The organism is Rhodanobacter sp. UC4448_H15, from assembly GCF_052978265.1.
Genome location: NZ_CM129665.1, coordinates 1,381,990 through 1,404,911, shown reverse-complemented (window position 1 = coordinate 1,404,911; position 22,922 = coordinate 1,381,990). Strand labels below are relative to the sequence as shown.

At 67.7% G+C, this 22,922-nt stretch carries 21 protein-coding genes; 3 read left to right on the top strand and 18 right to left on the bottom strand.

Annotated elements, in window-relative coordinates:
• Nucleotides 1-22 precede the first annotated feature (22 nt).
• From ACVCMI_RS06215 to ACVCMI_RS06150, 14 genes are all read right to left on the bottom strand, one after another.
• Nucleotides 23-358 carry a hypothetical protein gene (locus tag ACVCMI_RS06215; protein ID WP_395116949.1) on the bottom strand — a complete coding sequence of 112 codons (336 nt, stop codon included), beginning with the start codon at nucleotides 356-358 and terminating at the stop codon, nucleotides 23-25.
• Nucleotides 359-425: 67 nt separating this feature from the next.
• Nucleotides 426-1,769, bottom strand: a complete 1,344-nt coding sequence (locus ACVCMI_RS06210; protein WP_395116947.1) for a sigma-54-dependent transcriptional regulator — start codon at nucleotides 1,767-1,769, stop codon at nucleotides 426-428.
• 184 nt (nucleotides 1,770-1,953) lie between these two features.
• On the bottom strand, nucleotides 1,954-3,780 hold the full coding sequence (locus ACVCMI_RS06205) for a DUF885 domain-containing protein (RefSeq protein WP_447097024.1): 1,827 nt from the start codon (nucleotides 3,778-3,780) through the stop codon (nucleotides 1,954-1,956).
• Nucleotides 3,781-3,960: 180 nt separating this feature from the next.
• Nucleotides 3,961-5,172, bottom strand: a complete 1,212-nt coding sequence (locus ACVCMI_RS06200) for an ABC transporter permease (RefSeq protein WP_447097025.1) — start codon at nucleotides 5,170-5,172, stop codon at nucleotides 3,961-3,963.
• Between the two features lie 86 nt (nucleotides 5,173-5,258).
• Nucleotides 5,259-6,581, bottom strand: a complete 1,323-nt coding sequence (locus ACVCMI_RS06195) for an ABC transporter permease (protein ID WP_447097026.1) — start codon at nucleotides 6,579-6,581, stop codon at nucleotides 5,259-5,261.
• Between the two features lie 117 nt (nucleotides 6,582-6,698).
• Nucleotides 6,699-7,928, bottom strand: a complete 1,230-nt coding sequence (locus ACVCMI_RS06190; protein ID WP_447097027.1) for an ABC transporter permease — start codon at nucleotides 7,926-7,928, stop codon at nucleotides 6,699-6,701.
• A gap of 11 nt (nucleotides 7,929-7,939) precedes the next feature.
• A complete protein-coding gene (locus ACVCMI_RS06185) occupies nucleotides 7,940-9,247 on the bottom strand; it encodes an ABC transporter permease (protein WP_447097028.1) in 1,308 nt (435 codons plus the stop codon).
• A gap of 116 nt (nucleotides 9,248-9,363) precedes the next feature.
• Nucleotides 9,364-10,620 (bottom strand): ABC transporter permease, encoded by a 1,257-nt coding sequence (locus ACVCMI_RS06180; protein ID WP_447097029.1) that lies wholly within the window; start codon nucleotides 10,618-10,620, stop codon nucleotides 9,364-9,366.
• Between the two features lie 90 nt (nucleotides 10,621-10,710).
• On the bottom strand, nucleotides 10,711-12,027 hold the full coding sequence (locus tag ACVCMI_RS06175) for an ABC transporter permease (protein ID WP_447110622.1): 1,317 nt from the start codon (nucleotides 12,025-12,027) through the stop codon (nucleotides 10,711-10,713).
• Nucleotides 12,028-12,076: 49 nt separating this feature from the next.
• On the bottom strand, nucleotides 12,077-13,318 hold the full coding sequence (locus tag ACVCMI_RS06170) for an ABC transporter permease (RefSeq protein WP_447097031.1): 1,242 nt from the start codon (nucleotides 13,316-13,318) through the stop codon (nucleotides 12,077-12,079).
• Nucleotides 13,319-13,328: 10 nt separating this feature from the next.
• A complete protein-coding gene (locus ACVCMI_RS06165; protein ID WP_447097032.1) occupies nucleotides 13,329-14,639 on the bottom strand; it encodes an ABC transporter permease in 1,311 nt (436 codons plus the stop codon).
• A 71-nt stretch (nucleotides 14,640-14,710) separates the two neighbouring features.
• The gene (locus tag ACVCMI_RS06160; RefSeq protein ID WP_447097033.1) at nucleotides 14,711-15,421 is read right to left on the bottom strand and encodes an ABC transporter ATP-binding protein; all 711 of its coding nucleotides are present in this window, start codon (nucleotides 15,419-15,421) and stop codon (nucleotides 14,711-14,713) included.
• Nucleotides 15,422-15,548: 127 nt separating this feature from the next.
• The gene (locus ACVCMI_RS06155) at nucleotides 15,549-16,820 is read right to left on the bottom strand and encodes an efflux RND transporter periplasmic adaptor subunit (protein WP_447097034.1); all 1,272 of its coding nucleotides are present in this window, start codon (nucleotides 16,818-16,820) and stop codon (nucleotides 15,549-15,551) included.
• Nucleotides 16,821-17,002: 182 nt separating this feature from the next.
• On the bottom strand, nucleotides 17,003-17,410 hold the full coding sequence (locus ACVCMI_RS06150) for a hypothetical protein (RefSeq protein ID WP_447097035.1): 408 nt from the start codon (nucleotides 17,408-17,410) through the stop codon (nucleotides 17,003-17,005).
• On the opposite strand from ACVCMI_RS06150, the gene ACVCMI_RS06145 reads away from it, so the two are divergent.
• Complete coding sequence (locus tag ACVCMI_RS06145; RefSeq protein ID WP_447097036.1) at nucleotides 17,409-17,531, top strand: hypothetical protein; 123 nt, start codon at nucleotides 17,409-17,411, stop codon at nucleotides 17,529-17,531. The two genes, ACVCMI_RS06150 and ACVCMI_RS06145, sit on opposite strands and share 2 nt — an antisense overlap.
• Nucleotides 17,532-17,610: 79 nt before the next feature.
• Here ACVCMI_RS06145 and hemP read toward each other — a convergent pair whose 3' ends face one another.
• Nucleotides 17,611-17,811, bottom strand: coding sequence for a hemin uptake protein HemP (gene hemP / locus ACVCMI_RS06140; protein ID WP_447097037.1), 201 nt, complete (start codon nucleotides 17,809-17,811; stop codon nucleotides 17,611-17,613).
• A gap of 85 nt (nucleotides 17,812-17,896) precedes the next feature.
• Nucleotides 17,897-18,868 (bottom strand): potassium channel beta subunit family protein, encoded by a 972-nt coding sequence (locus ACVCMI_RS06135; protein WP_447097038.1) that lies wholly within the window; start codon nucleotides 18,866-18,868, stop codon nucleotides 17,897-17,899.
• Between the two features lie 208 nt (nucleotides 18,869-19,076).
• Here ACVCMI_RS06135 and ACVCMI_RS06130 point away from each other — a divergent pair, with 208 nt between their 5' ends.
• A complete protein-coding gene (locus ACVCMI_RS06130; protein WP_447097039.1) occupies nucleotides 19,077-19,298 on the top strand; it encodes an AbrB/MazE/SpoVT family DNA-binding domain-containing protein in 222 nt (73 codons plus the stop codon).
• Between the two features lie 9 nt (nucleotides 19,299-19,307).
• Nucleotides 19,308-19,736, top strand: coding sequence for a type II toxin-antitoxin system death-on-curing family toxin (locus tag ACVCMI_RS06125; RefSeq protein WP_447097040.1), 429 nt, complete (start codon nucleotides 19,308-19,310; stop codon nucleotides 19,734-19,736).
• A 413-nt stretch (nucleotides 19,737-20,149) separates the two neighbouring features.
• On the opposite strand, the gene murD is transcribed toward ACVCMI_RS06125, so the two are convergent.
• Both murD and murL read right to left on the bottom strand, forming a co-directional pair.
• Nucleotides 20,150-21,505: a UDP-N-acetylmuramoyl-L-alanine--D-glutamate ligase gene (gene murD / locus ACVCMI_RS06120; RefSeq protein ID WP_447097041.1), complete on the bottom strand. Its 1,356-nt coding sequence runs from the start codon at nucleotides 21,503-21,505 to the stop codon at nucleotides 20,150-20,152.
• Entirely contained in the window at nucleotides 21,505-22,833 is a 1,329-nt protein-coding gene (gene murL, locus ACVCMI_RS06115; RefSeq protein ID WP_447099482.1) for a UDP-N-acetyl-alpha-D-muramoyl-L-alanyl-L-glutamate epimerase, read from the bottom strand. Before murL ends, murD begins: the two co-directional genes overlap by 1 nt.
• Nucleotides 22,834-22,922 lie beyond the last annotated feature (89 nt).

Sequence of the window (22,922 nt, the reverse complement as noted above, 5' to 3'; positions counted from 1 at the left end):
CCCGGCCCGCGCGTCCACCGCATCAGCGGCATCCCGGCGCCCTCGGATGCATCGCGCAATCGAGTGGCGGCCGGCCGTTCTGCCACGGCCGCGACTTGCCCATCACGGCGGCCTTGTCGTTGGCCTGCGGCGGCGGCTCATAGGCGGGGCCCTGATGCTTCGCCTGCCTGAACTGGAACACGCCATGGGCGTCGTTGCCGGGCAGCACCGGTACGCTGCGGTAATTCGTCGAGCCGGCCGCCGGCGGTGCGGCATCCCAGCGATCGTCGCGGGAGTCGCTCTGCGGCGCGGCCGACTGCGCGGCCACGGCGCCGGCCAGCAACATCGCGCAAGGGATCAACAGACCTCGAAACTTCATCGCACACCTCCGCCTTCTCGATCGCGCATCTTTGTCCGCCGCACGCGCGGCGGCAAGCCCGCTCCGGTCAGCCCGAGGTGGCCAGCCCGTAGCGCTCCATCCGCCGATACAGCGCCTGGCGCGACAGGCCAAGCTGCTGCGCGGCGCGACTGACCACGCCGCCGGCATGCTGCAAGGCGTCCTCCACGGCGTCGCGGCTGGGTTCGTCCAGGTTGCGGTTGCTCGCTGCCGCATGTTGCGGCAGGTTGAGCAGCTCCGGCGTGATCGGGTTGCCGCCCGCCAGCAGGGCGGCGCGCTCGATCGCGTTCTTCAGCTCGCGCACGTTGCCCGGCCACGGATAGCTCTGCATCGCCTCGCGCGCGGCGTCGCCCAGTTCCGCGCGGCCGTCGAGGAAGAATTCCGCCAGCGGCAGGATGTCGTCGGTGCGCTCGGTGAGCGGCGGCAGGTTCACTTCGATCACGTTGAGCCGGTAGTACAGGTCCTCGCGAAAGGTACCGGCCTGGATCATCGCCTTGAGGTCGGCGTTGGTGGCGCTGAGCACGCGCACCTTGGCGTGGCGCGTCTTGCCCGAACCGAGCCGCTCGAACTGGCCGGTTTCCAGCACGCGCAGCAGCTTCATCTGGCCGGGCAGCGGCAGGTTGCCGATCTCGTCGAGGAACAGGGTCCCGCCGTCGGCCAGCTCGAAGCGGCCCTCGCGCGCCTTGTTGGCGCCGGTATAGGCGCCGGCCTCGGCACCGAACAGCTCGGCTTCGATCAGCTCGCCCGGCAGTGCGCCGCAATTGACCGCCACGAACGGCCCGCGCTTCACCGCGGAGTTCGCGTGCACGATCGCCGCGATGCGCTCCTTGCCGGTGCCGTTGGGGCCGGTGATCAGCACCGGCACGTCGGAGCGGGCGACCTGGCAGGCCAGGTTGAGCGTGCGCCCCATTGCCTCGGAAGCGAATACCAGCCCGTCGAGGTCGTACTTGCTGCGCAGGTGCTCGCGCCGCTGGCGCCGCTCGCGCCGGCTGCGGGTCAGCTCGCGGCTGGATTCGGACAACTCCAGCAGGTTCTCCACCGTGGCCAGCAGCTTGTGGTCGTCCCAGGGCTTGGCCAGGTAATCGGCCGCGCCGGCCTTGACCAGCTCCACCGCGGTTTCCAGGTGCGTCCAGGCGGTGAGCAGGATCACCGGCAGGTCGGGATGGCGCTCGCGGATGGCGCGGAACAGCTCCACGCCCTCCTCGCCCGAGGTGGTGTCGGCGGTGAAGTTCATGTCCTGGATCACCACGTCGACGGTGTCGCGCTCCAGCATGGCCAGGCCGTCTTCCGGGGTCAGCGCGGTCAGCGGGAGGATCTCGTGCAGCGACAGCGCCAGCGAGAGCGCCTCGCCCACGGCGGGATTGTCGTCGATGATGAGTACGGTTCGGGTCATTCGTTTTCTGCACATGCGGACATGGATGCCGCTCGTGTCCGCAAGGTTGCCATGACCATCGGGCTATGCAAGCCCCGATGGCGTCATCGACCGGCCCGGCTAGCGTGTAGGGCGGGCACCGCCCGCCGGCTATTCCACAGCGGGACGATGGCGGGCGGTGCCCGCCCTACAAGGGGCCAACCGGCTAGATCGCCGCCGGATGCGCCGGCGCCTTGCCGGCCTTCACCGCGGCGATCCAGTCGTTGACGCGGTCCTCCAGCACGTCCAGCGGCAGCGCGCCGCCGCCGAGGATCTCGTCGTGGAAGGCGCGGATGTCGAACTGGTCGCCCAACGCCTGCTTGGCTCGCGCGCGCAACGCCAGGATCTTCAGCTCGCCGGTCTTGTACGCCAGCGCCTGCCCGGGCCAGGTGATGTAGCGGTCGGTCTCGGCCTGCACGTCCGGCTCGTCCTCGCTGGAATGGGCGTGGAAGAAATCGACCATCTGCTGGCGCGTCCAGTGCTTGTAGTGCACACCGGTGTCGAGCACCAGGCGATCGGCGCGCAGCAGCTCATCGGACAGGCGGCCGTAGTCGGACAGCGGGTCCTTGTAGAAGCCCACCTCCTTGCCCAGCTGCTCGGCGTACAGCGCCCAGCCCTCGACATAGGCGGTGTAGCCGGCCTGCTGGCGGAACGGCGGCAGCTTGGGCAGGCTCTGCGCGATCGAGATCTGCAGGTGATGGCCCGGGATGCCCTCGTGGTAGGCGGTGGATTCGATGGTCAGCACGCTGCGGTTGGCGAAATCGCCGGTGTTGACGAAGATCTGCCCGGGCCGCGAGCCGTCCGGCGTGCCCTGATGGTATTCGGCCGCCGCGGCCTCCTTCTCGCGGAACTTCTCCACCGGCTTGACCACCACCTCGGTCTTGGGCAGGCGCCCGAACAGTTTGGGCAGCTCCGGCTCCATGCCGGCGATGTAGCCGCGATAGCGATTGAGGATGTCCTCGCGCGAGGTGGCGTGCGTCTTCGGGTTGGTCTTCAGCGAGGCGCGGAAACTGGCCAGGTCCTTGAAGCCCTGCGCGTGGGCGATCTTCGTCATTTCGCCCTCGATGCGCTTGACCTCGGCCAGGCCGATCTCGTGGATCTGCTGCGGGGTTTCCCTGGTAGTGGTCATCTGCTCGACCTGGAAGCGGTAGATCGCCTCGCCGTTGGGCAGATCCCACACGCCGGGCTGGCTGCGCCCGTGCGGGGCGTAGTCGTCGGCCACGAACTTGCCCAGCTTTGCGTAGGCCGGGCGCACGTCGTGGTCGATCGCGGCGACGATGGAGTCATGCAGGCGCTTCTGGTCGGCCGCCGAGACCGACTTGGGAAAATGCTTCAGCGGCTCGGCGAACACGCTGTCCATGCCGGCCGGCTGCTCGATGCTGGCGATCTGCTTGACCACTTTTTCCAGCAGGTACTTCGGCGGCATCATCTTGTCGGCCATGCCCTGCCGCGCCACCGCGGTGACCTGGTCGAACAGCTTCGGCACTGCCTTCAGGCGCGCCAGGTAGTCGTCGTATTCCCTGGTGCTGTTGAACGGGATCGAGCTGACGAAGCCGGCCAGCGCGATGTGCACGCCGCTCATCTGGTCCAGCGGCATCTCGTAGAGCTTGAGGTCGTAGGAACGCAGCGAATCCTTCAGCTGGCGCACCATCAACTGCTGGTTGAGCTTGTCGCTGTCGGGGAAACCGCTGGTGTCGATCGCCTCGAAGCGCTTGAGGAAATCGGCCGTCGCCTGATGGTCCGCGCGCATGTGCGCCAGCGAGACATCGCTCCAATGATCGTTGTAGCGCAAGTCGCCCAGGATGGTGGCGAACTCGGGGCTGTTCTTCAGCGTGTACTCCCATTGCTCCGCCAGCAGCGCGTTGAGCGCCTGCACGCGACTGGCCACGTCGCCCTTGGCGACGGACTGCGCCGCGGGCGCCGCCTGCAGCGGAGCGGCCAGGGTCACCGAGCCCGCGAGGGCCAGACAGATCAACAACGGCAGGGTTTTCATCGGCAGCGTCCTTTGGGTCGTGGTGAATCGATACGGTGGATTGTGATCGCGTCGAGGGGCGGTCAGCCCGTGCCGGAATGCACGGAGCCTGGAAGGGGGAATTGGGGAATCGCAAGGCCGTGACGCTTCACGCTCTGGTCTTTCCCGTTTCCCATTGCCGACCCTCCATTCCCGGCACCGCTATCCCCTCGTCGCCACCACCGGCGGCACGGCCGCGGCGCGCAACGCGGGGCCGAGCACGGCGAGCTGGCCGAGCAGCCACAGTGCGACGGCGCCGATCGGCAGGTAGGCCAGCGGCAGGCGCGGCAGTTCGTAGTGCGTCATCAGCAACAGATTGAGTGCATAGGCCAGCACCATGCCCAGCACGATGCCGAAGCTGACGATCAGGAAGTTCTCGGTCTGGAAGTAGTGCAGGATGTCGCGGCGGGTGGCGCCGATGGCGCGGCGGATGCCGATCTGCCGGCGCCGCTGCGCCACCCAGAAACTGGCCAGGCCGACGATGCCCAGGGCGGTGACCAGCAGCAGCGCCACGATCACGCCCACCAGCATGCCGATCATCGCGCGGTCCTTCTGGAAACTGCGGGTGCGCAGGTCGCCGAGGGTCTGCGTGCCGTCCTGGTCGAGCACGGCATCCGGGGCGATCTTCGCGATCGCGGCGCGGGCATCGCGCAACACCCGCGGCAGGTCCGTCGGCGCGGCGCGCAGCAGGTAGCTGCCGGAGAGATAGACGCTCGACTGCGCCGGCACGAACACCGACCAGTCGCGGCTGTCGCCGGGCCAGCCGCCCGGGTCGGGTCGCACCAGGTGGTCGATCACGCCGACCACGCGAAAGTGCGACTTGTCCAGCCAGAACTCCTTGCCCAGCGGATCGGCGCCCGGCCACAGGTGCTCGGCCAGTGCCCGCGTCACCTGCACCGAGGCGTCGTCCGGCATCAAGGCGGTGAACGGACGGAAATCGTCGGGCTGCGGATTGCGCCCGGCAACCAGCCGCGTGCCCAATGCCGAAAGGCTGCCCGGGCCACCGACGTAGAACTCGACCACGCCGCCGAAGTGCTTGCCGGCCATGTCCGTGGTGACGCCCGCGGTGCCGCGGCGCGCGCCGAACGGGATGGAGTTGAGCAGGCTCACCGACTGCACGCCCGCAATGCTGCCCAGCCCGGCCAGCACCCGGGCGTTGAGGTCGACCGCGTGCGCGTTCTCGTAGCCGGCCAGTTGCACCGTCGCCAGCGAGGCCTCGTCGACGCCGCTGTCGACCTGGATCGCGTCGATCCGGCCGGCGATCAGGAAACAGGCGTTGCACAGCACCGCGCAGGCCAGCGCGATTTCCAGCGCGATCAGCACGGTGGCCATGCGATGGCGGCGCAACGCGGCGAGGATGGGTCGAATCTGCATGTCTCGTTACCTGATGCCTGGTGAAAACGGTGCCTGTCTGAGATGTCCGGCCAGGGATGGCCGGGCTCCTGCGCAGGAACAGCGCACTACAAAGTCTTTAGCTGAAGTCCCGGCGCCACCCGGCTGGCGCGGAGCGCCGGCAGGACCCCGGCCAGCAGGCTGGCGGCGATCGCGGTGACGAAGGTGGCGACGAACATCGACACGTCCAGGTGCGCAAGATCGGCGTACGCCACCGGCTGCCGGCGAACCAGCCACAGGCCGAGCAGGGTCAGGCCCAAGCCACCGATGCCGCCGATCAGGCCGACCAGCCCGGCCTCCACCAGGCATTGCGCGAACACCGCGCCGCGGCTGGCGCCGAGCGCGCGACGCACGCCGATCTCGCCGCTGCGGCGCAGGAACTTCGCCAGCAGCAGGCCGATCATGTTGAACAGGCAGATGGCGAGAAACGCAAACGCCAGCCAGGTCTGCAGCCGCACGTCGCCGGGCACCACGCCGTTGTAGTCCAGCCATTGCATCAGGCTGCGCAGGCGCGTGTTCTGCGGCCGCACGATGCGTCCCAGCGCGGCCTGCTGCGCCGCGTAGCCATCCAGGAACTGCTTGTACGCGGCGACCTTGCCGGCGTCGCCAAGCTGCACCCACAGGCGCACCCACGCACACGGCGAGTTCTGCAGATGGCCCGGCCGCTCGGGCATGTGCCAGCAGGTGAACTGCTGGAAGTTGCCGTCGTTGAGTTCGAGACCGGTGAAGAACGGCGTGAACACGTCCTGCGTCTTGCCGTAGAAGTCCGCGGTGTCGCCATTGGCAAAGCGGCCGCCGGCCACGGTGTAGAACACCGGCGACGGGCGCCATGGACGCAGCACGCCGACGATGCGCACGTCCGTGTCGCGCAGGCGCAGCACCTGGCCGACACTGTCGCGGCCGCCGAACAGCTTGTGGTTGAGATCGTCGGAGATCACCGCCACCCGCGCGTGCCGGGCATCGTCATCCGCGCTCCAGCCGCTGCCGTAGCGGAACGGCACGTCGAACATCGGAAAGAAGTCGCTGGTGGTGGACAGCATGCTCGGCATCAAGGTCGGCAGGTTGACCCCCGGCGCGCTCAGCCGCACCGGGCTGTCCACCACCAGCGTCTGGGCATCGGCCCGATGCGCGCCCCACAGGTCCACTGCCGACTGGTAATCCATCACGTCCAGCGGCTGCTTGAAATCGCCGGGCGTCGGGTTGCCGTCCACCTGCGGATAGAACAGCGTGCCGCTGCGCGTGGGCACCGGGTCGCCGGAGAGCAGATGCATCACCGTCAACGTGGTCATGCTGGCGCCAATGCCCACCGCGATGGCGATGACCATCAGCGCGGTGAGCACCTTGTTGCGCTTGAGGCTGCGCAGGGCGAGATCGAGGTAATAGGTGAACACGTCCGAATTACTCCTGTTGACTCGTTCTTTCGCAGGAGCCCGCTCGCGGGCGATGCTCCTGCTCAAATGCGCGACGCAGATCAAATCAAGGGCATCGCCCGCGAGCGGGCTCCTGCGTCACACCGACCTCGTTGCCACGACAGGCGGCACCGCCGCGGCGCGCAGCGCCGGACCGAGCACGGCGAGCTGGCCGATCAGCCACAGCGCGATCGCGCCCACCGGGAAATAGATCGCCGGCAATCGCGGCAGCTCGTAGTGCAGCATCAGGAACAGGTTGATGGCGTAGGCCAGCACCATGCCGAGCACGATGCCGATCGTGGCCAGCAGCAGGTTCTCGGTCTGGAAATAATTGAGGATGTTGCGGCGCGTGGCGCCCAGCGCACGGCGCACACCGATCGTGCGCCGCCGCTGCGCGACCCAGAAGCTGGCCAGGCCGACGATGCCCAGCGCGGTGACGATCAGCAGCGCGGCGATCGCGCCCACCAGGATGCCGGCCATCGAGCGGTCGTTCTCGAAGAACTTGTCGCGCACTTCGTCGTAGGTGCGCTGCTCGGTCACCACCCGCCGCGGGTCGGCTTTCTTCAGCGCCGCCACGGCGGCTTTCAGCACGGCCTGGCGATCCTGCGGGCGCGTGCGGATCAGGTAGCTCTGGTCCTTGCCGGCGCCCATGAACATCGGCAGGATCATCGAGTAGTGCGCGGTCGCGTCATCGTAGGCATTGGCGCGCGCCAGGTCGGCGATCACGCCGACCACGCGCACGCCGACCGGGCCGACGTAGATCGTCTTGCCGAGCGCGTCGGCGCCCGGCCACAGCCGTTGCGCCATGGCCTGCGTGATGACCGTGACCGGTGCGATGACCTTGGTGTCGCCGGTGGCCAGCGCCTTGAGCACCACGTCGGCGTCGAGCACCTCGTCGGGCTGCAGGTGGCGCCCCGCCAGCAGGCGCAGACCCATCGTCTGCGCCAGGTTCCCGCCGAAATAGGTGCCGGCGCTGAGGGTCGGCTGGCGTTGCTCCGGGTCCAGCTTGATGCTGGCATTGGACGAGGAGCCGCCCAGCGGCAACTGGTTGACCAGCGCCACGTCCAGCACGCCGGGCACTTGCCGGATCACGGCAAGATCCTCCCTTGCCCGCGCGTAGATGTCCGGCGATGGCGTCACCTCGGCCAGCTGGATCTGCACCAGCGCATGTTCGTCGATGCCGGTGGGCATCTCCATGTGCTGCAGGCGGTGGTTGATCATGAACACCGCGTTGCACACGATCGCGCAGGTCAGCGCGATCTCCAGGATCAGCAGCCAGGCGGTGGTCTTGTGCCGCCGCAGCGTGGAGAGGATCGGTCGCAGTTCCATGTCGGTAACCCTCAGTTGCTCTTGAGCTGCAGGGCCGGCGGCACCTGGCAGGCGCGCCACGCCGGCAGCATGCCGGCCAGCAGGGTCGAACCCAGCGCCAGCGCGAAGGTGGTCGCCAGCATCGTGCCGTCCAGGTGCGCCAACGCGGCATAGCTGGAAGGACGCTGGCGCACCACCCACAAGCCCAGTCCTGCCAGCAACAGGCCGCCCACGCCGCCCACCACGCCGATCACGCCGGACTCGACCAGCAGTTGTCCGAACAGCGAGCGTTTGGAGGCGCCCAGCGCGCGCCGCACGCCGAGGTCGCCGGCGCGCCGCATGAACTTGGCCAGCATCAGCCCGACCGTGTTGACCAGGCACACCAGCAGGAAGCCGAACGCCAGACCGGTCTGCAGGCGCACGTCGTCGGGCACCACCCGTTCATGGGCCAGCCACTGCATCACGTTGCGCAGTCGCACGTTCGGCGCCTTCGCGAAACGCCCCAGCGCCTTCTGCTCCTGCGAGTAATGCACCAGGAACTGCTGGTAGTCGGCCGCCTTGGACGAGCTGTCCAGCTGCACCCAGAACTGCAGCCACACGCAGCTTTCCGAAGGGTAGATCCGGCCTACGCCACCGGCGCCCCTGCCCCAGCAGTCGTTTGAGCCGTTGTGCTCCATCTTCAGATCCAGCGCCGTCTGCAACGGCACGAATACCTGCTCGGCGCGGCCGTAGGAGCCGGTGTTGAGATCGTAGAAGTGCGGGTTGGGCTCCCAGTCGTCGAGCACGCCGACGATGCGGAAGCTGGCGTCGGCGATGCGCAGGTTGCGGCCCACGCTGTCGGCGCCGCCGAACAGGCGCTCGTTGAGCTCGCCGTTGATCACCACCTCGCGCGCCTTGGCCTCGTCGTCGGCGGCGTTCCAGCCGCGGCCATAGCGAAACCGCGTGCCGAACATCGGGAAGAAGTCGGCAGTGGTGTAACGCGACTCCACGTAGAACGGGTCCACGGCCGAGGAGTCGGGCTGGATCGGCACGGAGCCGCCGGTCATCAGCGCCTGGCGATCGGCGCGCCCGGCGTGCAGCAGGTTCAGGCCATCGATCAGGGTGACCTGCTCCGGCGGCTCGACCCCGGGCAGCTGGCCACTGTTGTCGCGCGGGTCGATCTGCGGGTAGTACAGCGTGCCGCTGCGCCCCGGCAGCGGGTCGCCCGACAGCACGTGCAGCACCGTGAGCGTGGTCATCGACGCACCGATGCCCAGCGCGATCGCCAGCACCATCAGCGCGGTGAGCGCCTTGTTGCTCTTGAGGCTGCGCAGGGCCAGGTCGAGGTAGTAGGCAAGCACGTTCGGTGTCTCCTTCGGAGGAGGGAATAGGGAATGGAGAATGGGGAATAGGAAGCACCAAAGCGCGCGGCTTTTGCCTTTGACGATTCCCTGTTCCCGATTCCCGATTCCCGGCTTCAAGCCGCCCGCGTCGCCGACACCGGCGGCACGTTGGACGCGCGCCGCGCGGGCACGAACACGGCGGCCTGGCCGATCACCAGCATGGCCAGCACGCCGACGAGCACGTAGGACACCGGCAGGCGGGTCATCTCGTAGCGCGTCATCAGCCACAGGTTCAGGGCTATCGCCAGCGCGATGCCGAGCAGTACGCCGATGCCGGCAATCAGCAGGTTCTCGATCTGGAAGTAATGCAGGATGTCGATCTTGCGTGCGCCCAGCGCGCGGCGCACGCCGATCTGGCGATGACGCTGGCCGACCCAGAAGCTGGTCAGACCCACGATGCCGGCGGCAGTGACCGCGACCAGGATCAGGCAGATCACCCCCATCAGGATCGCCATGCCCACGTCGGCGCGATACGCCTTGGCGCGGATCTCGCTGAAGGGCCTGACGCTGTCGTCATCGAGCACGCGCAGCGGGTTGACCTTGTACAGCAGCGGCGTCACCGCGCGCATCGCCGTGTCGAGCTGGCCCGGCCGCGTACGCACGGCGTAGCGGGCAAAGTTGGCGTCGAGCCGGGTCGGGATCAGGGTCGAGTACCACGCGAAATCGTTGCCCCAGCTGCCGCTGGCGGGCGTCTGCATGCGCTCGACCACGCCGATGATGGTGGTCGGCGCATTGCTGCCGTCGCTGTAGATCACCTTGCCCACCGCGCCGCCGTTCGGGAACAGCTTGTCGGCCAGCGCCTTGGTGATGATCGCGATGGGACGCGGCGGCTGGTCGCGAAAGCCCTGGTGCTGCACGTCGCCGGCGGTGAACGCGCGGCCGGCCACCAGCTTCAGGCCCAACGTATCCAGCGCCTGGTCGTCGGTGAAGTAGTACGCCGTGCGGGTGTTGTCCTTGCCGCCGAGCTTGGCGCCCGGATCGTGCGACATCGAGCCCGTCCACGACGAGTTGAGCAGCGGCAGCGAATTGATCGGCGCCACCGACGTCACGCCGGGCAGGTTGCGCAACGCGGCGAGATCCTCGCGCTGCATCGCGTCGAGCTTCTCCACGCCGTCGGCGGTGTCGGCGCTGGGCGCGCCCACCCATTGCTGGGTGACCAGGAACAGGTTGCTCTCGTCCAGCCCGGTGGGCCGGTTCACCCGCTCGATGCGCTGGCCGATGATGAAGATCGCATTGCACACGATCGCCAGGGTCAGCGCGATCTGCAGCGAGATGAGCACGGTGCCGGCCTTGTGCTTGCGCAGGGCGGCGAGGATGGGATGCAGTTTCATGATGTAGTTCCTTGTCGCACCGTCAAATGGAACGGGTTTCCTTGAGGAGTGCGGCCATGGATGGCCGCTTTCTCGCGCAGGGAGAGCGCATTAGTTGCTCTTCAGTTGCCAGGCGGGCTGCACCCGCGAAGCCCGATAGGTGGGATACAGGCCGGCCAGCATCGTGGCGACCACCGCCACCAGCAGGGTCAGCACCAGCAGCGACACGTCGATCCGCGCCAGCGAGGCGATGTCGCGCGGCAACACCCAGCCCACGCTGGCCACGCCGGCGCCGGTCAGCAGCAAGCCGAGCACGCCGCCGGCCGCACCCACGATGCCCGCCTCGACCAGGAACTGCGTGTAGATCGCCGCACGCGGCGCGCCGAGTGCGCGACGCACGCCGATCTCGCTGCTGCGGCGCAGGAACTTGGCCAGCAGCAGGCCCACCGTATTGACCAGGCACACCAGCAGCAGGCCGAGTGCCACCAGCAACAACACCCTGGTGTCGCTGGGCACCACGTGCTGGTTTTCCAGCCACGCCGGCACGTCGCGCAGGCAGTTGTTCGGCGCCCAGCGGAAGCGCCCGGCGGACTGCTGATCCTTGGCATAGCCGTCGAGATAGGCGCGATACGCCGTCACCGCCGCGGCATCGTCCAGTTCGGCCATGAACGCGATCCACGCGCAGGGCGAATGCTGCAGGCCGACGAAGCCCGGTTCGTCCGGCACCGCGTTGCAGTTGGTATTGCCGTCGTTGGTGATGCCCGTCTGGATCGCGGTCTGGAACGGCAGGAACACGTCGGCGTCGGTGGTGGAGAAGCCACCGCTGTTGACCACGTCGTAGAAGCGCGGCTGCGGGTTCCACTGGTCGAGCACGCCAACCACCCGGTAATCGCGGCCTTCGACATTGACGATGCGGCCGACGCTGTCGATACCGCCGAACAGCTTCTGGTTGAGCTTGCTGCTGATCACCACGACCTGCGCGCGGTTGCTGTCGTCGCTGGCGCTCCAGCCGCGGCCATACCGGAACGGCACGTCCAGCATCGGAAAGAACTCGCCATACACGGCATGCCCGCTGACGTTGAGCGGATGTTTGCTGGCGTCGGTCGGCACGATCGAGGGCGAGATCTGGTACATCGCCGACTGCCGCTTGGCGCGGTGATCGCGCATCAGGGCGACCGCGTCGGTGTAGTCCATCGCGTTCGGCGGCTCGCCGTCGGGACTGCGGCCGTTCGGCCCCCACATGTCGATCTGCGGCACGAAGAGTTTGGACGACTTCCACGGAATCGGGTCGCCCGACACCGCACGGAACACCGACCACGAGGTCATCGACGCAGCCACGCCGAAGCCGATCGCCAGCACCATCAGTATGGTGAGGCCAGGGCTGCGTTTCAGGCTGCGCATCGCCAGTTCGAGGTAGTAGGCAAACATTCTGTCTCTCCGTCGTTTGAGCCCCTCTCCCGTCGGGAGAGGGGAAAAATCACACGCTCCGCGTCGCCTCCACCGGCGACACGCGCGAGGCGCGCAGCGCCGGCGCCAGCGTGGCGGCCTGGCCGAGCAGCACCAGCACCAGCACGCCCGCGCCCACGTAGGCCAGCGACATCCGGTCCATCGCGAAGCGGGTCACCGTCCACAAGTTGAAGGCGAAGCCCAGCACGATGCCCAGCACCGTGCCCGACACGCTGATCAGGAAGTTCTCGGTGAGGAAATAGGCGAGGATGTCGCGCTGCCGGGCACCCAGGGCGCGGCGCACGCCGATCTGCTTGCGGCGCTGGCCGACCCAGAAGCTGGTCAGGCCCACGATGCCGGCCGCGGTGATCGCCAGCAGCACCACGCTGATGATGCCCATCAGGATCGCCATGCCACGGTCGCGGTCGTAGACCTTGTGACGGATGGTGGCGTAGTCCTGGATGCCGTCCTTCGAATCGATGATGCGCAGGCGATTCTGCGCGTACAGCGCCTTGGGCGCCTCGCGCATGGCGTCGGCAAGCTGGCCGGGCCTGGCGCGCACGATGTAGAACACGCCGCGCGAATCATCCGCCCGCAACGGCCAGATCAGCGCCTGGCCGGCATAGCCGTTGCTCCACGAGTCCACGCCCTGCCGGTGCAGCGGATCGACGATGCCGACAATGGTGGTCGGCGTGGCGCCCATCGCATAGAAACTCTTGCCCAGCGCGTCGCCGTCGGGAAACAGGCGATCGGCCAGCACCTTGCTCACGATCACCGTCGGCGGGGTGACGGCTTCCTGGGTGCCCATCACCATCACCTCATCGGGGCGGAAGTTGCGGCCCGCGACGAGATTCAGGCCCAGCGTGTCGATGAAGTGGTCGTCGCCGGTGTACACCGCGGCATCCGTGGTCGGCTTGACCTGCTCGGGCGTCATGGTGACGAAGTTGTCCCAGCCGCCGCCCCTGAGCGGATACCCGCTGGCCGGCGTGGCGTCGCGCACGGCGGGCAACTGCCGCAGCGCGATCAGGTCCGCGCGCACCTGCGCATCGACCTGGGACGTCGACTGGCCCATGTCGGCCCACATGTTGGTGATGACGAACACGTTGGCCTCGTCCACGCCGCTGCTCGCGGAGAGGTTGCCCAGTCGCTGGTGGATGATGAACAGCGCGTTGCACACGATGGCCAGCGTCAACGCGATCTGCAGCGCGATCAGCAAGGTGCCTGCCTTGTGCTGGCGCAGCGCGGTGAGGATGGGCCTGACCTGAAAATTCATGGCGCTCTCCTCAGCTCGATTTCAGTTGCCAGGCGGGTTGCACGTGTGCCGCGCGCCACGCCGGGTAGAACGCCGCCAGCACGGTGGCGATGATGGCGACGACGAACGTCAGGCCCACCAGTGAGAGATCGAGCCGGGCCAGCCGGGCGATCTCCGGCTGGAACAGGATGCCCACGCCGGACACGCCCGCGGCCGTGAGCAGCAAGCCCAGCACGCCACCGGCCAGGCCTACCGTGGCGGCCTCGATCAGGTATTGCGCGTAGATCTCGCGCCGGGTCGCGCCCAGGGCGCGGCGCACGCCGATCTCGCCGGCGCGGCGCATGAACTTCGCCAGCAGCAGGCCGATGGTGTTGACCAGGCAGATCAGGAAAAAGCCCAGCGCCACCGCCAGCGAGATGCGGCTTTCCGGCGGCACCACGTGTTCGTATTCGAGCCACTGCATCACGTCGCGCAGACGCACGTTGGCGGCCCAGCCGAAGCGACCGGCGCGCTGCTGGTCGGCGGCATAGTTGGTGAGGAAACGGCGATAGGCGGCGACTTCGGCGGCGCTGTCCAGTTCCACCCACGGCGTGATCCACACGCAGTTGCTCTGCAGATAACCCTGCCAGCTCGTGTAGGTGATCGAACCGCGGCAACTGTTGCGGCCGCCCGAGCGCATCTGCAAGTCCAGTGCACGGTTGAACACCATGTAGATGTCCGGCTCGTCGGCAAACCCGCTGGTGCTGAACAGGTCGTAGAAACGCGGGCGCGGATTCCAGTGGCTGGTGACGCCCACCACGTGGTAGTCATGCCCGCCAAGGTTGAACGTGCGCCCCACGCTGTTGGCGCCGCCGAACAGCTTCCGGTTGAGTTCGCCGCTGATGACGACGGCGCTGGCTCGCGCGTCGTCGTCCTGCGCACTCCAGCCGCTGCCGAAGCGGAACGGCACCTCGAACATGGTGAAGAAGTCGGCGGTGACGGCATAGCCGCTGGCGTTCAGGGGAAGGTCGCGGTTGCCGCCCGGCATCACCGAGAGTTGCACCGGATACAACAGGGTCTGGCGCTTCGCCTCGTGCGCCCGCATCAGCGCCATCGCGTCGATGTAAGCCAGTGCTTCGGCCGGCTCGCCCTTCAGGTTCTGCTGCGGCCCCCAGCCGTCCACCTGCGGCGTGAACAGCTGCGCCGACTTGCCAGGTATCGGGTTGCCGGACACGGCCCGGAACACGGAGTACGTGATCATCGACGCGGCCACGCCGAAACCGATCGCCATCACCATCAGCGCGGTGAGGGCGGGGTTGCGGCGCAGGCTGCGCAGTCCGAGCTGGAGGTAGTAGGCAAACATCTCTGGTTCCGGGATACGGGATTCGTAATTCGCGATTCGGAAAGGCCGATGCCCTTCCGATTCCCTATTCCCTACTCCCTATTCCCTGCCTTCACGGCATGGAAGCGCGGCTCCTCGGCCAGATCCACCACCTGGCCGTCGATGATGTGCACGTTGCGCTGGGCGCGGGCGGCCAGCTCCGGATCATGCGTGACCATCACGATGGTGGCGCCATCGCGGTGGATCTCCTCCAGCAGCTCCATCACGCCGCGGGCCATCTGGGTGTCGAGGTTGCCGGTGGGCTCGTCCGCCAGCAGCAGACGCGGCGAGCCGGCCAGCGCGCGGGCGATCGCCACGCGCTGCTGCTGGCCGCCGGAGAGTTCGGCGGGGTAGTGCTTGGCGCGCGAGGCCAGGCCCACGCGTTCCAGCGAGTCCATGATCCGCTGCTTGCGCTCGGCCGACTTCATGCCGCGATAGCGCAGCGGCACCTCGATGTTGTCGAACACGTTGAGGTCGGGGATCAGGTTGAACGCCTGGAAAATGAAGCCGATCTTCTCGTTGCGGATCTTCGAGCGGGCGTTGTCGTTGAGGTTGCTCACCTCCACGCCGTCGAGGTGGTACTCGCCGCCGGTGAACGTCTCCAGCAGGCCGGCGATGGTCAGGAAGGTGGTCTTGCCCGAACCGGACGGCCCGGTCACGGCCACGAACTCGCCCTCCTTCACGTCGATGTTGAAATCGCGCAGCGCATAGGTCTCCACCACTTCGGTGCGGTAGACCTTGGACAGGTGGGTCATCTTGAGCATGCTGGTTCCTCGGTGGTTGGTGTAGTGGGAATAGGGAATAGAGAATCGGGAATAGAGAGCAGCGGCGTGGGATCGCGAGTTTTTCCGATTCCCTATTCCCTATTCCCTATTCCCGGCTGCCATCTCGCTATTGCGAGATGGCAACCTTCGCCGCGCCCTTGAAGCTGTCGGTGCCGGAGATCACGATCTTGTCGCCTTCCTTCAGGCCTTCGAGGATCTCCACCTTGTCGATGCTGGAGGCGCCGATGCGGATCGGGGTTTTCGTGGCGATGCCGTCGTGCACCAGGTAGGCGTAGCTGCCGCCGGATTCGTCGACGAAGGAGCCGCGCTGCACGGTGAGCACGTTGTCGCGCTTGTCCAGCAGCACGCGCACCGACAGGCGCTGGTTCTGGCGCAGCTGGTTCGGCGTGGTGCCGTCGAAGCGCAGCCGCGCGGCGACCTGGCCGTTGACCACTTCGGGCGAGATCGCGCTGACGATGCCCTTCCAGGTGTGGCCGTTGCCGCTGATCTCGCCGGTCATGCCGATGCCGAGGTCGCGGGCGAAACTCTCCGGCACCTGCATCTCCACCTGCAGTGCGGACAGGTCGACCACGCTGAGCAGCTGCGCATCCTTGGCCACGGTGGCCTTTTCGGCGATGAACAGCTGGCCGACCTGGCCATCCACCGGCGACTTCACATGGAGGTCGTCGACCTGGCGCTTGAGGTCGGCCACCAGCAGCAGCTGGCGGTCATGCGCCAGCTTCTTGGACTGGATGTCGAAGTTGAGACTGGCGTTGTCCATGCCCAGGTCGCTGCGCGCGTGTTCCAGGGCGATGTTGGCCTTGTCCAGGGTGTCCTTGGCGCGGTCGACGTCCATGCTGGGCACGGCACCGCGGGCGAACGCCTTCTGGTAGCGGGCGAGATCGCGCTGCGCGGTCTGCAGGTCGATCTTGGCGTTGTCGTACGCCTTCTGCAGGGCGGAGCGCTGCTTGCGCGCGTCGACCTGAGCACGCAGGTAGTCGACCTGCATCGCGTCGGCGTTGCTCTGTTCCTGCGCCAGCTTGTTGGTCAGCTCGGGGCTGTCGATGGTGGCCAGCACCTGGCCTTTCTTCACCGTGTCGCCGGCGTGCACCTGCAGCGTCACCGCGCCGCCGGAGGTCGCGTACAAGGTGGGGCTGACCGCGGCCACCACCTTGCCCTCGGCGGCGATGTCGCGCACGAACGGGCCGCGCTCGACGGTGGCGAACGACAGCCGCGAGGCGCTCACCGAACCGGAGGCGGAGAACAGCCGGCCGATCCCCGGCGCCAGCCAGGCCAGCAGGCCGATCACGAGCACGCCGACGGCAGCGAGGATCAGCTGCCGCTTGCGATTGGGTTTGACCTCTACCAGTTTGTCCTGTGCCGATGTGTCGCGAATCATCGTGTCGTTCCCGGCCGCGTGCAGGGCGGCTACGCAGGAGACAGAGCAATCCGCATGCCATCGAGGCGATGCCGCGAAAACACCGTTTTTTCAATGTGTTGCGACGCACCCGTGGCGGTTGTGCAGTGTCCGCGGACAGTGCACGGACAGCCGGACGCCGCCACTGGCGACGACCGGCGGGTTCAGCGGAGCGTGGCCGCGTCGCGGGCGATGCGCGCTGCCACGTCGCGCCCCAGCGGCGAGGCGGACGCCACGGCATCTGCGCCCAGCAATTTCAGGCCGGCGGCGAAGCGGCGCAATCGGAAACGCAGCACCCGCACCGCGGCCGGCGGCGATGCGAACGCGTCCGCGCGAGCGCCGGCCGCCGCGATGTCGGCACCGGCGCACAAGGCGTCCCAGGCCAGATAGTCGGTATCCGGCAACAGGTAGAGCCGGGCGAGCAGGCACTCTTGCGCATCGCGGCATTCCATCCACTCGCGCGGGCCATCGGCAGTGACTGCGCTGGCGAACGCCAGGGTGCGCGTATGCAGCAACGGCGCGAGATCGGCGGATTCGACCAGCAAGCCCGGCAACGGCCTGCCGCGCAACATGCAGGGCATCACACTCGGCGCATACAACACGTTGCCCAGCGCCGGCAGTCCGGCCAGCCATCGCGCGGTGGACAAGCACAACCGCGACCTGCACGTGGCGGCGGCCTCCTCCGATCCATAGATGCCGGTTCGCCTGCCTGTGGCGAACTGCGCCGTCATCCGCCGCAACAGGGCGGCACGATCCAGCCGCATGCCCATGGCTATTTGGTCAGGATCAGTTTGTCGTTGCGGGTCAGGCGCAGGTGGTACTCGCTGCCCTGATGCTGGATCACCAGCTCGCGCCCGCCGGCCAGGAGCAGATCGCTGGCGACCCGGCGCGTGGCGGTGGCGAGCCGCGGCGCCGCGCCGTGGTGCACGGCAGAAGGGGGAAACGGGGACGGACGCAAGGAGAGGACGGGCATCGGAGTTCCTGCGGTGGCGGGTACTCAAATAATAATCATTCTCATTTGAGAGTCAACCACCCTCGCGGACTCCACGCGCGACGGGTCAGCCGCCCACCGCCTGCCGCATGCGCCCGGCGAGCGCCGCATCCAGTCGCGGCAGCAGCTCCAGCGCGTCCAGGTTCTGCGCCAGCTGCTCGCGCTTGCTCGCACCCAGCATCACGGTGGATACGTGCGGGTTCAGCAGGCACCAGGCGATCGCCAGTTGCGCCAGGCTGGTGCCCAACTCGTCGGCTATCGGATGCAGCGCGCGCACCTGCACCAGGCGCTCGTCGCCCTCGCCCAGCACGCTCTTGCGCAACCATTCGTAGCCCGGCTGCGCGAGCCGCGAGTCGGCGGGGATGCCCCGGTCGTACTTGCCGCTCAGCAGGCCCGAAGCCAGCGGCGACCAGATCGTGGTGCCCATGCCGTACTTCTCGTACAGCGGCGCATATTCGCGCTCCACCCGCTCGCGGTGCAGCAGGTTGTACTGGGGCTGCTCCATCACCGGCGCGTAGAAATGATTCTCGCGCGCCACCCGATGGGCCTCTTCGATCGCCTCGGCCGGCCATTCGCTGGTGCCCCAGTACAGCACCTTGCCCTGGCGAATCAGCGTATCCATCGCCGCCACGGTTTCGTCGACCGGCGTGTCCGGATCGGGACGATGGCAGAAATACAGGTCCAGATAGTCCACGCGCAGGCGCTGCATGGCCTGGTGGCAGGCCTCGATCACGTGTTTGCGCGACAAGCCGCGCTGGGTCGGCAGCGGCTCGTCCACGGCCCCGAAGAACACCTTGCTGGATACGCAGTAGCTGTCGCGTGGAAAGCGCAGATCGGCCAGCACGTCGCCCATCACCTGCTCGGCCACGCCGTTGTTGTAGGTCTCGGCGTTGTCGAAGTAGTTCACCCCGCGATCGTGCGCCAGCGCCAGCATGTCGCGCGCCTCGCTGCGCCCGACCTGCCTGCCGAAGGTGACCCAGGCGCCGAACGACAACGCGGACAACTGCAGGCCGGATCGGCCGAGGCGACGGTATTGCATGGGATGACTCCTTAGATCAGGAACGGAATGAGCGGGAAATACCCGAGCATGGCATGGCGGACGTCACGGCAAGGTCGGCAACGATGCCTGTCATGCCAAGTCCGTATTCTCGCGCGCTGGCGGCAATGCGGCTGCGCCGCAACGTGCCACGCGTTGCAGCCGGGAAATCGAGCGTATAACATACGTTATAACCATTCCGGAGGCCGCCATGAAACTGAAGATCACCACCATCGGCAACTCCGCCGGCGTCATCCTGCCGCGCGAACTGCTGGCCCGCCTGCGGCTGGAGAAAGGCGACGAGCTGTTTGCGCTGGAAACCCCCGACGGCATCCGCCTCACTACCTACGACCCCGCCTTGGCCAGGCAGATGGAGGTGGCGGAGGAGGTCATGCGCAAGGACCGCAACGTCCTGCACAAGCTGGCGCAATAGGTGGCAGCCATGATCGTCTGGATCGAAAGGCCGCTCGCCATCGCCATCCACGAACGCCAGTTGGCCGAACATGGCGGCGGCACCGGCGTGCGCGACGACCATCTGCTGGATTCAGCACTTGCACGCCCCCGACAATTGCATGCCTACGTCGGTCCGCCACCGGACCTTGCCGACCTCGCCGCCAGCCTCGCCTACGGGCTGGCACACAACCATCCCTTCGTCGACGGTAACAAACGCACGGCGCATGTCTGCTACCGGGTCTTCCTTGCACTCAACGACGCCGATCTCGTCGCCAGTGACGAAGACAAGTACGTCGCCATGATCGCCCTCGCCGAAGGCAGCCTGGCCGAAGCCGAGTTCGCCGCCTGGCTGCGCCAGCACATCAAGCTCGACGGCAAGAAGCGCGTGAACGAGCCGCGTACGCGCTACGCGCGCTGAAGCCCCGCTTTTCCGTCATTCCCGCGAAAGTGGGAATCCGATGTCCTCGGTCATTCTCAGGTCGAACCGAAACACTGTCCCAGCTTGTCCAGCCTCGTTGTCGAACAACTCGCGGGGATGACTGCGCCCAGGTGTCACCTGCCCTCGGCAGTATTTCAGAACGCCCCGACACCGACTCGGCGAATCGCCGCTCGCCGATCGGCGCGGGCCAGTCAGGCCGAAAGGCCAGCCCTTGTACACATCCGCCGTGCCACGGACGGCCATCGTGAATTCCCGGCTCCCGCCCCTCTGCATCGGTTTCCCCCGCGCAGGTCATCCATGAAACATGCGCAGCGGGTCGAATGGCAGACGCCTGCAGACGCGACAAGTCGACCGATGCCTTTCGCGACATGCCACGCGGTTGGTGGACCGGCTCAGTCGATGCCCAGGCCTTCGATGCCGGTGATGGCCACATCGAACCCGGCGAGCGCGGCGAAGCGACGGCCGCGTTCGGCGTAGTCCTTGAACTGGTCGAAGCTCGGCGCGCCCGGAGAGAGCAGGATCACGCCACCACGCGGGGTGTGCGTCTTCGCCTCGGCGACGGCGCCGGCGAGGTCGTCGACAGGCAGGATCGGACAACGTACTTCCGCCTCGCGCAGCGCCGCCTCGATGCGCGCGCCGTTGGCGCCCATGCAGACGATCGCGTGCGCGGGCGCGCTGCGCATCGCCTCGACGAACGGCGTCCAGTCCAGCCCGCGATCGTGGCCGCCGACCAGCACGGTCACCGTGCGGCCGTGCAGGCTTTCCAGCGCGGCCAGCGTGGCCAGCGGCGTGGTGCTGATCGAGTCGTTGACCCAGTGCCAGCCGTCGTGTTCGCCCAGCGGCTGCAGGCGGTGCGGCAGCGGGCGGAAGGTGGCCAGTGCCGGCGCGGCGGCGAGCGCGTCCATGCCGATCGTTTCCAGCGCGGCCAGCGCGGCGCAGGCGTTGAGCGCGTTGTGCAGGCCGGGCGCCGCCAGCGCGACGCTGTCGAATACCGGCTGCGCACCGCGGCAGACCATGCCATCGCGCACGTGCCAGCCTTCCGGCGTGCCGAACACCAGGCGATGCGGATGCGCGGCGGTGTACTGCAGCAGATTCGGCTGCAGGCCGTTGACCAGCAGCGTGCGCGACACGTCGGCCAGCTTCAGCTTGTCGGCCACGTAGCGCTCGCGCGAGCCGTGCCAGTCCAGGTGTTCCTCGTACAGGCTGGTGACCACGCCCAGTTCCAGCGGACCGGCTTCACCGGTCTGGAAGCTGGACAGTTCGATCACCCACAGGTCCGCGTGCTGGTCGAGCAGCTCCGGCAACGGCAGGCCGATGTTGCCGGCCAGTGCGGTGCGCACGCCGAGTGCGCGCGCCAGGTGCGCGAGCAGCGCGCTGGTGGTGCTCTTGCCCTTGGTGCCGGTGACCGCGATCACGCGCGCATCCGGATGCTCGCCAAACCAAAGCGCGGTACCGGAAGTGAACCGCGTGCCCTGCGCCTGCGCGGCCAGCAACGCCGGCTTGTAGGCGGAGATGCCGGGCGACTTCACCACCACGTCGAAGCGGGCCAGCGCCACCGCATCCGGCTCGCCGACGACGATGTCCAGCGCCGCGTCGAACGCACGCGCGGCCTCGACTTCGGCGGCGCTGCAGAACAAGGTCAGCGCCTGTTCCGGCAGGCGCGTGCGCAAGGCCTTGATCACCGCATGGCCCTCCCGGCCGAAACCCCAGATCGCCACGCGGCGATCGCGAAGCTCGTCGAAGCGCATCAACCGATCGCCGCCAGCGCCGCCTGCAGGCGTGCCGGCACGCGGTGTTCGGGCGACGGCTGCAGCCACGGCTCCAGCGCCAGCTGCGTTGCGTCGAGCTGCGGCAGGATTTCGCTGCGGAAGCGTTCGACCAGCGCATCTTCCTGCCACTCCGGCCGCTGGCTCAGCGCATGCATCGCCGCGCGCGCCTCGGCGCCCTCGCCCACGCACTCGAACGGCTTGTGGTCCTGGTATTCCAGCAGCGCGTCGAAGCCGGCGGCCTGGTTTTCGTCATCCAGCAGGTTGCGGCCGAAGATCGCCAGCAGCCGCGGCTTGGGCAGGAACGGCGCCAGCGCGAGGAACACGAAGTGGCATTTCGGGCACTGCCCGCACCAGCGGTCCACCGGCTTCGGGCCGAGCAGCTTGAAGTTGCGGTTGCAGCTGGAGAACACGTCGAAGTACGGCGTCAGCTTCGCGAACGCATGGGTGATCGCCAGCTCAGAGTACGGCCGCAGCAGCGAGCAGTAGTCGAGGTCGCTGGCCACGTGCGTGTGCAGCCAGTCGCCCAGCAGCGTCTCGAACGCGAGGCTCTTGCTCCACTGGTGGTTCACCTGCTGGCCGTCGTATTCCAAGGTGGCAGCCGAGGCGGAACGCTCGTTGGCGAACGCGATCGAATCGTAGCCGTACAGGACCGCGGCGACGGCGAGGATCGCCGAATTCACCGCGGTCACCGGAATGTGCCCGTTCCACGCGCCGAGCCGGTTCAGCTCGAACAGGCCCGGCGCCAGTTCGCGCTGGATGTTCAAGGTGGGCAGGCCGGTCCGCTCGGCGCAGCCGGCGATCAGCGCGGAGCTGCCGACCCATACCGCAGTCGCCTCGCCGCCGATGGACTTGATCGCCTCCACCGCCACCAGCGAATCCTTGCCGCCGCCGATCGGCACCAGGGTGCGTTTGGGCAACTCCAGCGCGCCGACCGTGGGCGTGCTGCCGCCACGCGGGAAGTTGATCCGCCCGCGCAGGTCCAGCCCGTTGCGATAGGCGAACTCGGCCAGCCCGTGCAGGTACAGCTGTTCCAGCAGTTCGGCGGTGGCATCGTCGAGCGGACCATCGGCCAGCTCGATCTTCGGCGGCACGCCGGCCTTGTAGTAGCTGACGCCGGCGACCAGGTGCAGCAGTTTCAGCGCCGCATCGAACGCCGCGCGCCGCTCGGCGGGAACCGCCGGCGCCTGCGGAAAGCGGATCGTCTCGACCAACTCCTCGCCGTCGTCGAACGCATACGCCAGCTCGGCCACGCCATCGGCGTAGCTCGCACGCACGAAGCGGAAGACCCGGGTGAGGCGCGGTTGCATCGTGTTGCTCACATCTTTCTCCATCGCCCGCATCGTCGGGAGCGAACAGGCTGATTCTAGCTTCAGGCGGTGCCCGTTCGATGGCTTTC

What these genes read in the sequence shown, in the direction of transcription:
- ACVCMI_RS06215 (WP_395116949.1), bottom strand. Translation starts at nt 358, where the DNA reads ATGAAGTTTCGAGGTCTGTTGATCCCTTGCGCGATGTTGCTGGCCGGC.
- ACVCMI_RS06210 (WP_395116947.1), bottom strand. Translation starts at nt 1,769, where the DNA reads ATGACCCGAACCGTACTCATCATCGACGACAATCCCGCCGTGGGCGAG.
- ACVCMI_RS06205 (WP_447097024.1), bottom strand. Translation starts at nt 3,780, where the DNA reads ATGAAAACCCTGCCGTTGTTGATCTGTCTGGCCCTCGCGGGCTCGGTG.
- ACVCMI_RS06200 (WP_447097025.1), bottom strand. Translation starts at nt 5,172, where the DNA reads ATGCAGATTCGACCCATCCTCGCCGCGTTGCGCCGCCATCGCATGGCC.
- ACVCMI_RS06190 (WP_447097027.1), bottom strand. Translation starts at nt 7,928, where the DNA reads ATGGAACTGCGACCGATCCTCTCCACGCTGCGGCGGCACAAGACCACC.
- ACVCMI_RS06180 (WP_447097029.1), bottom strand. Translation starts at nt 10,620, where the DNA reads ATGAAACTGCATCCCATCCTCGCCGCCCTGCGCAAGCACAAGGCCGGC.
- ACVCMI_RS06175 (WP_447110622.1), bottom strand. Translation starts at nt 12,027, where the DNA reads ATGTTTGCCTACTACCTCGAACTGGCGATGCGCAGCCTGAAACGCAGC.
- ACVCMI_RS06170 (WP_447097031.1), bottom strand. Translation starts at nt 13,318, where the DNA reads ATGAATTTTCAGGTCAGGCCCATCCTCACCGCGCTGCGCCAGCACAAG.
- ACVCMI_RS06165 (WP_447097032.1), bottom strand. Translation starts at nt 14,639, where the DNA reads ATGTTTGCCTACTACCTCCAGCTCGGACTGCGCAGCCTGCGCCGCAAC.
- ACVCMI_RS06160 (WP_447097033.1), bottom strand. Translation starts at nt 15,421, where the DNA reads ATGCTCAAGATGACCCACCTGTCCAAGGTCTACCGCACCGAAGTGGTG.
- ACVCMI_RS06155 (WP_447097034.1), bottom strand. Translation starts at nt 16,820, where the DNA reads ATGATTCGCGACACATCGGCACAGGACAAACTGGTAGAGGTCAAACCC.
- ACVCMI_RS06145 (WP_447097036.1), top strand. Translation starts at nt 17,409, where the DNA reads ATGCAGGGCATCACACTCGGCGCATACAACACGTTGCCCAGCGCCGGC.
- ACVCMI_RS06150 (WP_447097035.1), bottom strand. Translation starts at nt 17,410, where the DNA reads ATGTTGCGCGGCAGGCCGTTGCCGGGCTTGCTGGTCGAATCCGCCGAT.
- hemP (WP_447097037.1), bottom strand. Translation starts at nt 17,811, where the DNA reads ATGCCCGTCCTCTCCTTGCGTCCGTCCCCGTTTCCCCCTTCTGCCGTG.
- ACVCMI_RS06135 (WP_447097038.1), bottom strand. Translation starts at nt 18,868, where the DNA reads ATGCAATACCGTCGCCTCGGCCGATCCGGCCTGCAGTTGTCCGCGTTG.
- ACVCMI_RS06130 (WP_447097039.1), top strand. Translation starts at nt 19,077, where the DNA reads ATGAAACTGAAGATCACCACCATCGGCAACTCCGCCGGCGTCATCCTG.
- ACVCMI_RS06125 (WP_447097040.1), top strand. Translation starts at nt 19,308, where the DNA reads ATGATCGTCTGGATCGAAAGGCCGCTCGCCATCGCCATCCACGAACGC.
- murD (WP_447097041.1), bottom strand. Translation starts at nt 21,505, where the DNA reads ATGCGCTTCGACGAGCTTCGCGATCGCCGCGTGGCGATCTGGGGTTTC.
- murL (WP_447099482.1), bottom strand. Translation starts at nt 22,833, where the DNA reads ATGCAACCGCGCCTCACCCGGGTCTTCCGCTTCGTGCGTGCGAGCTAC.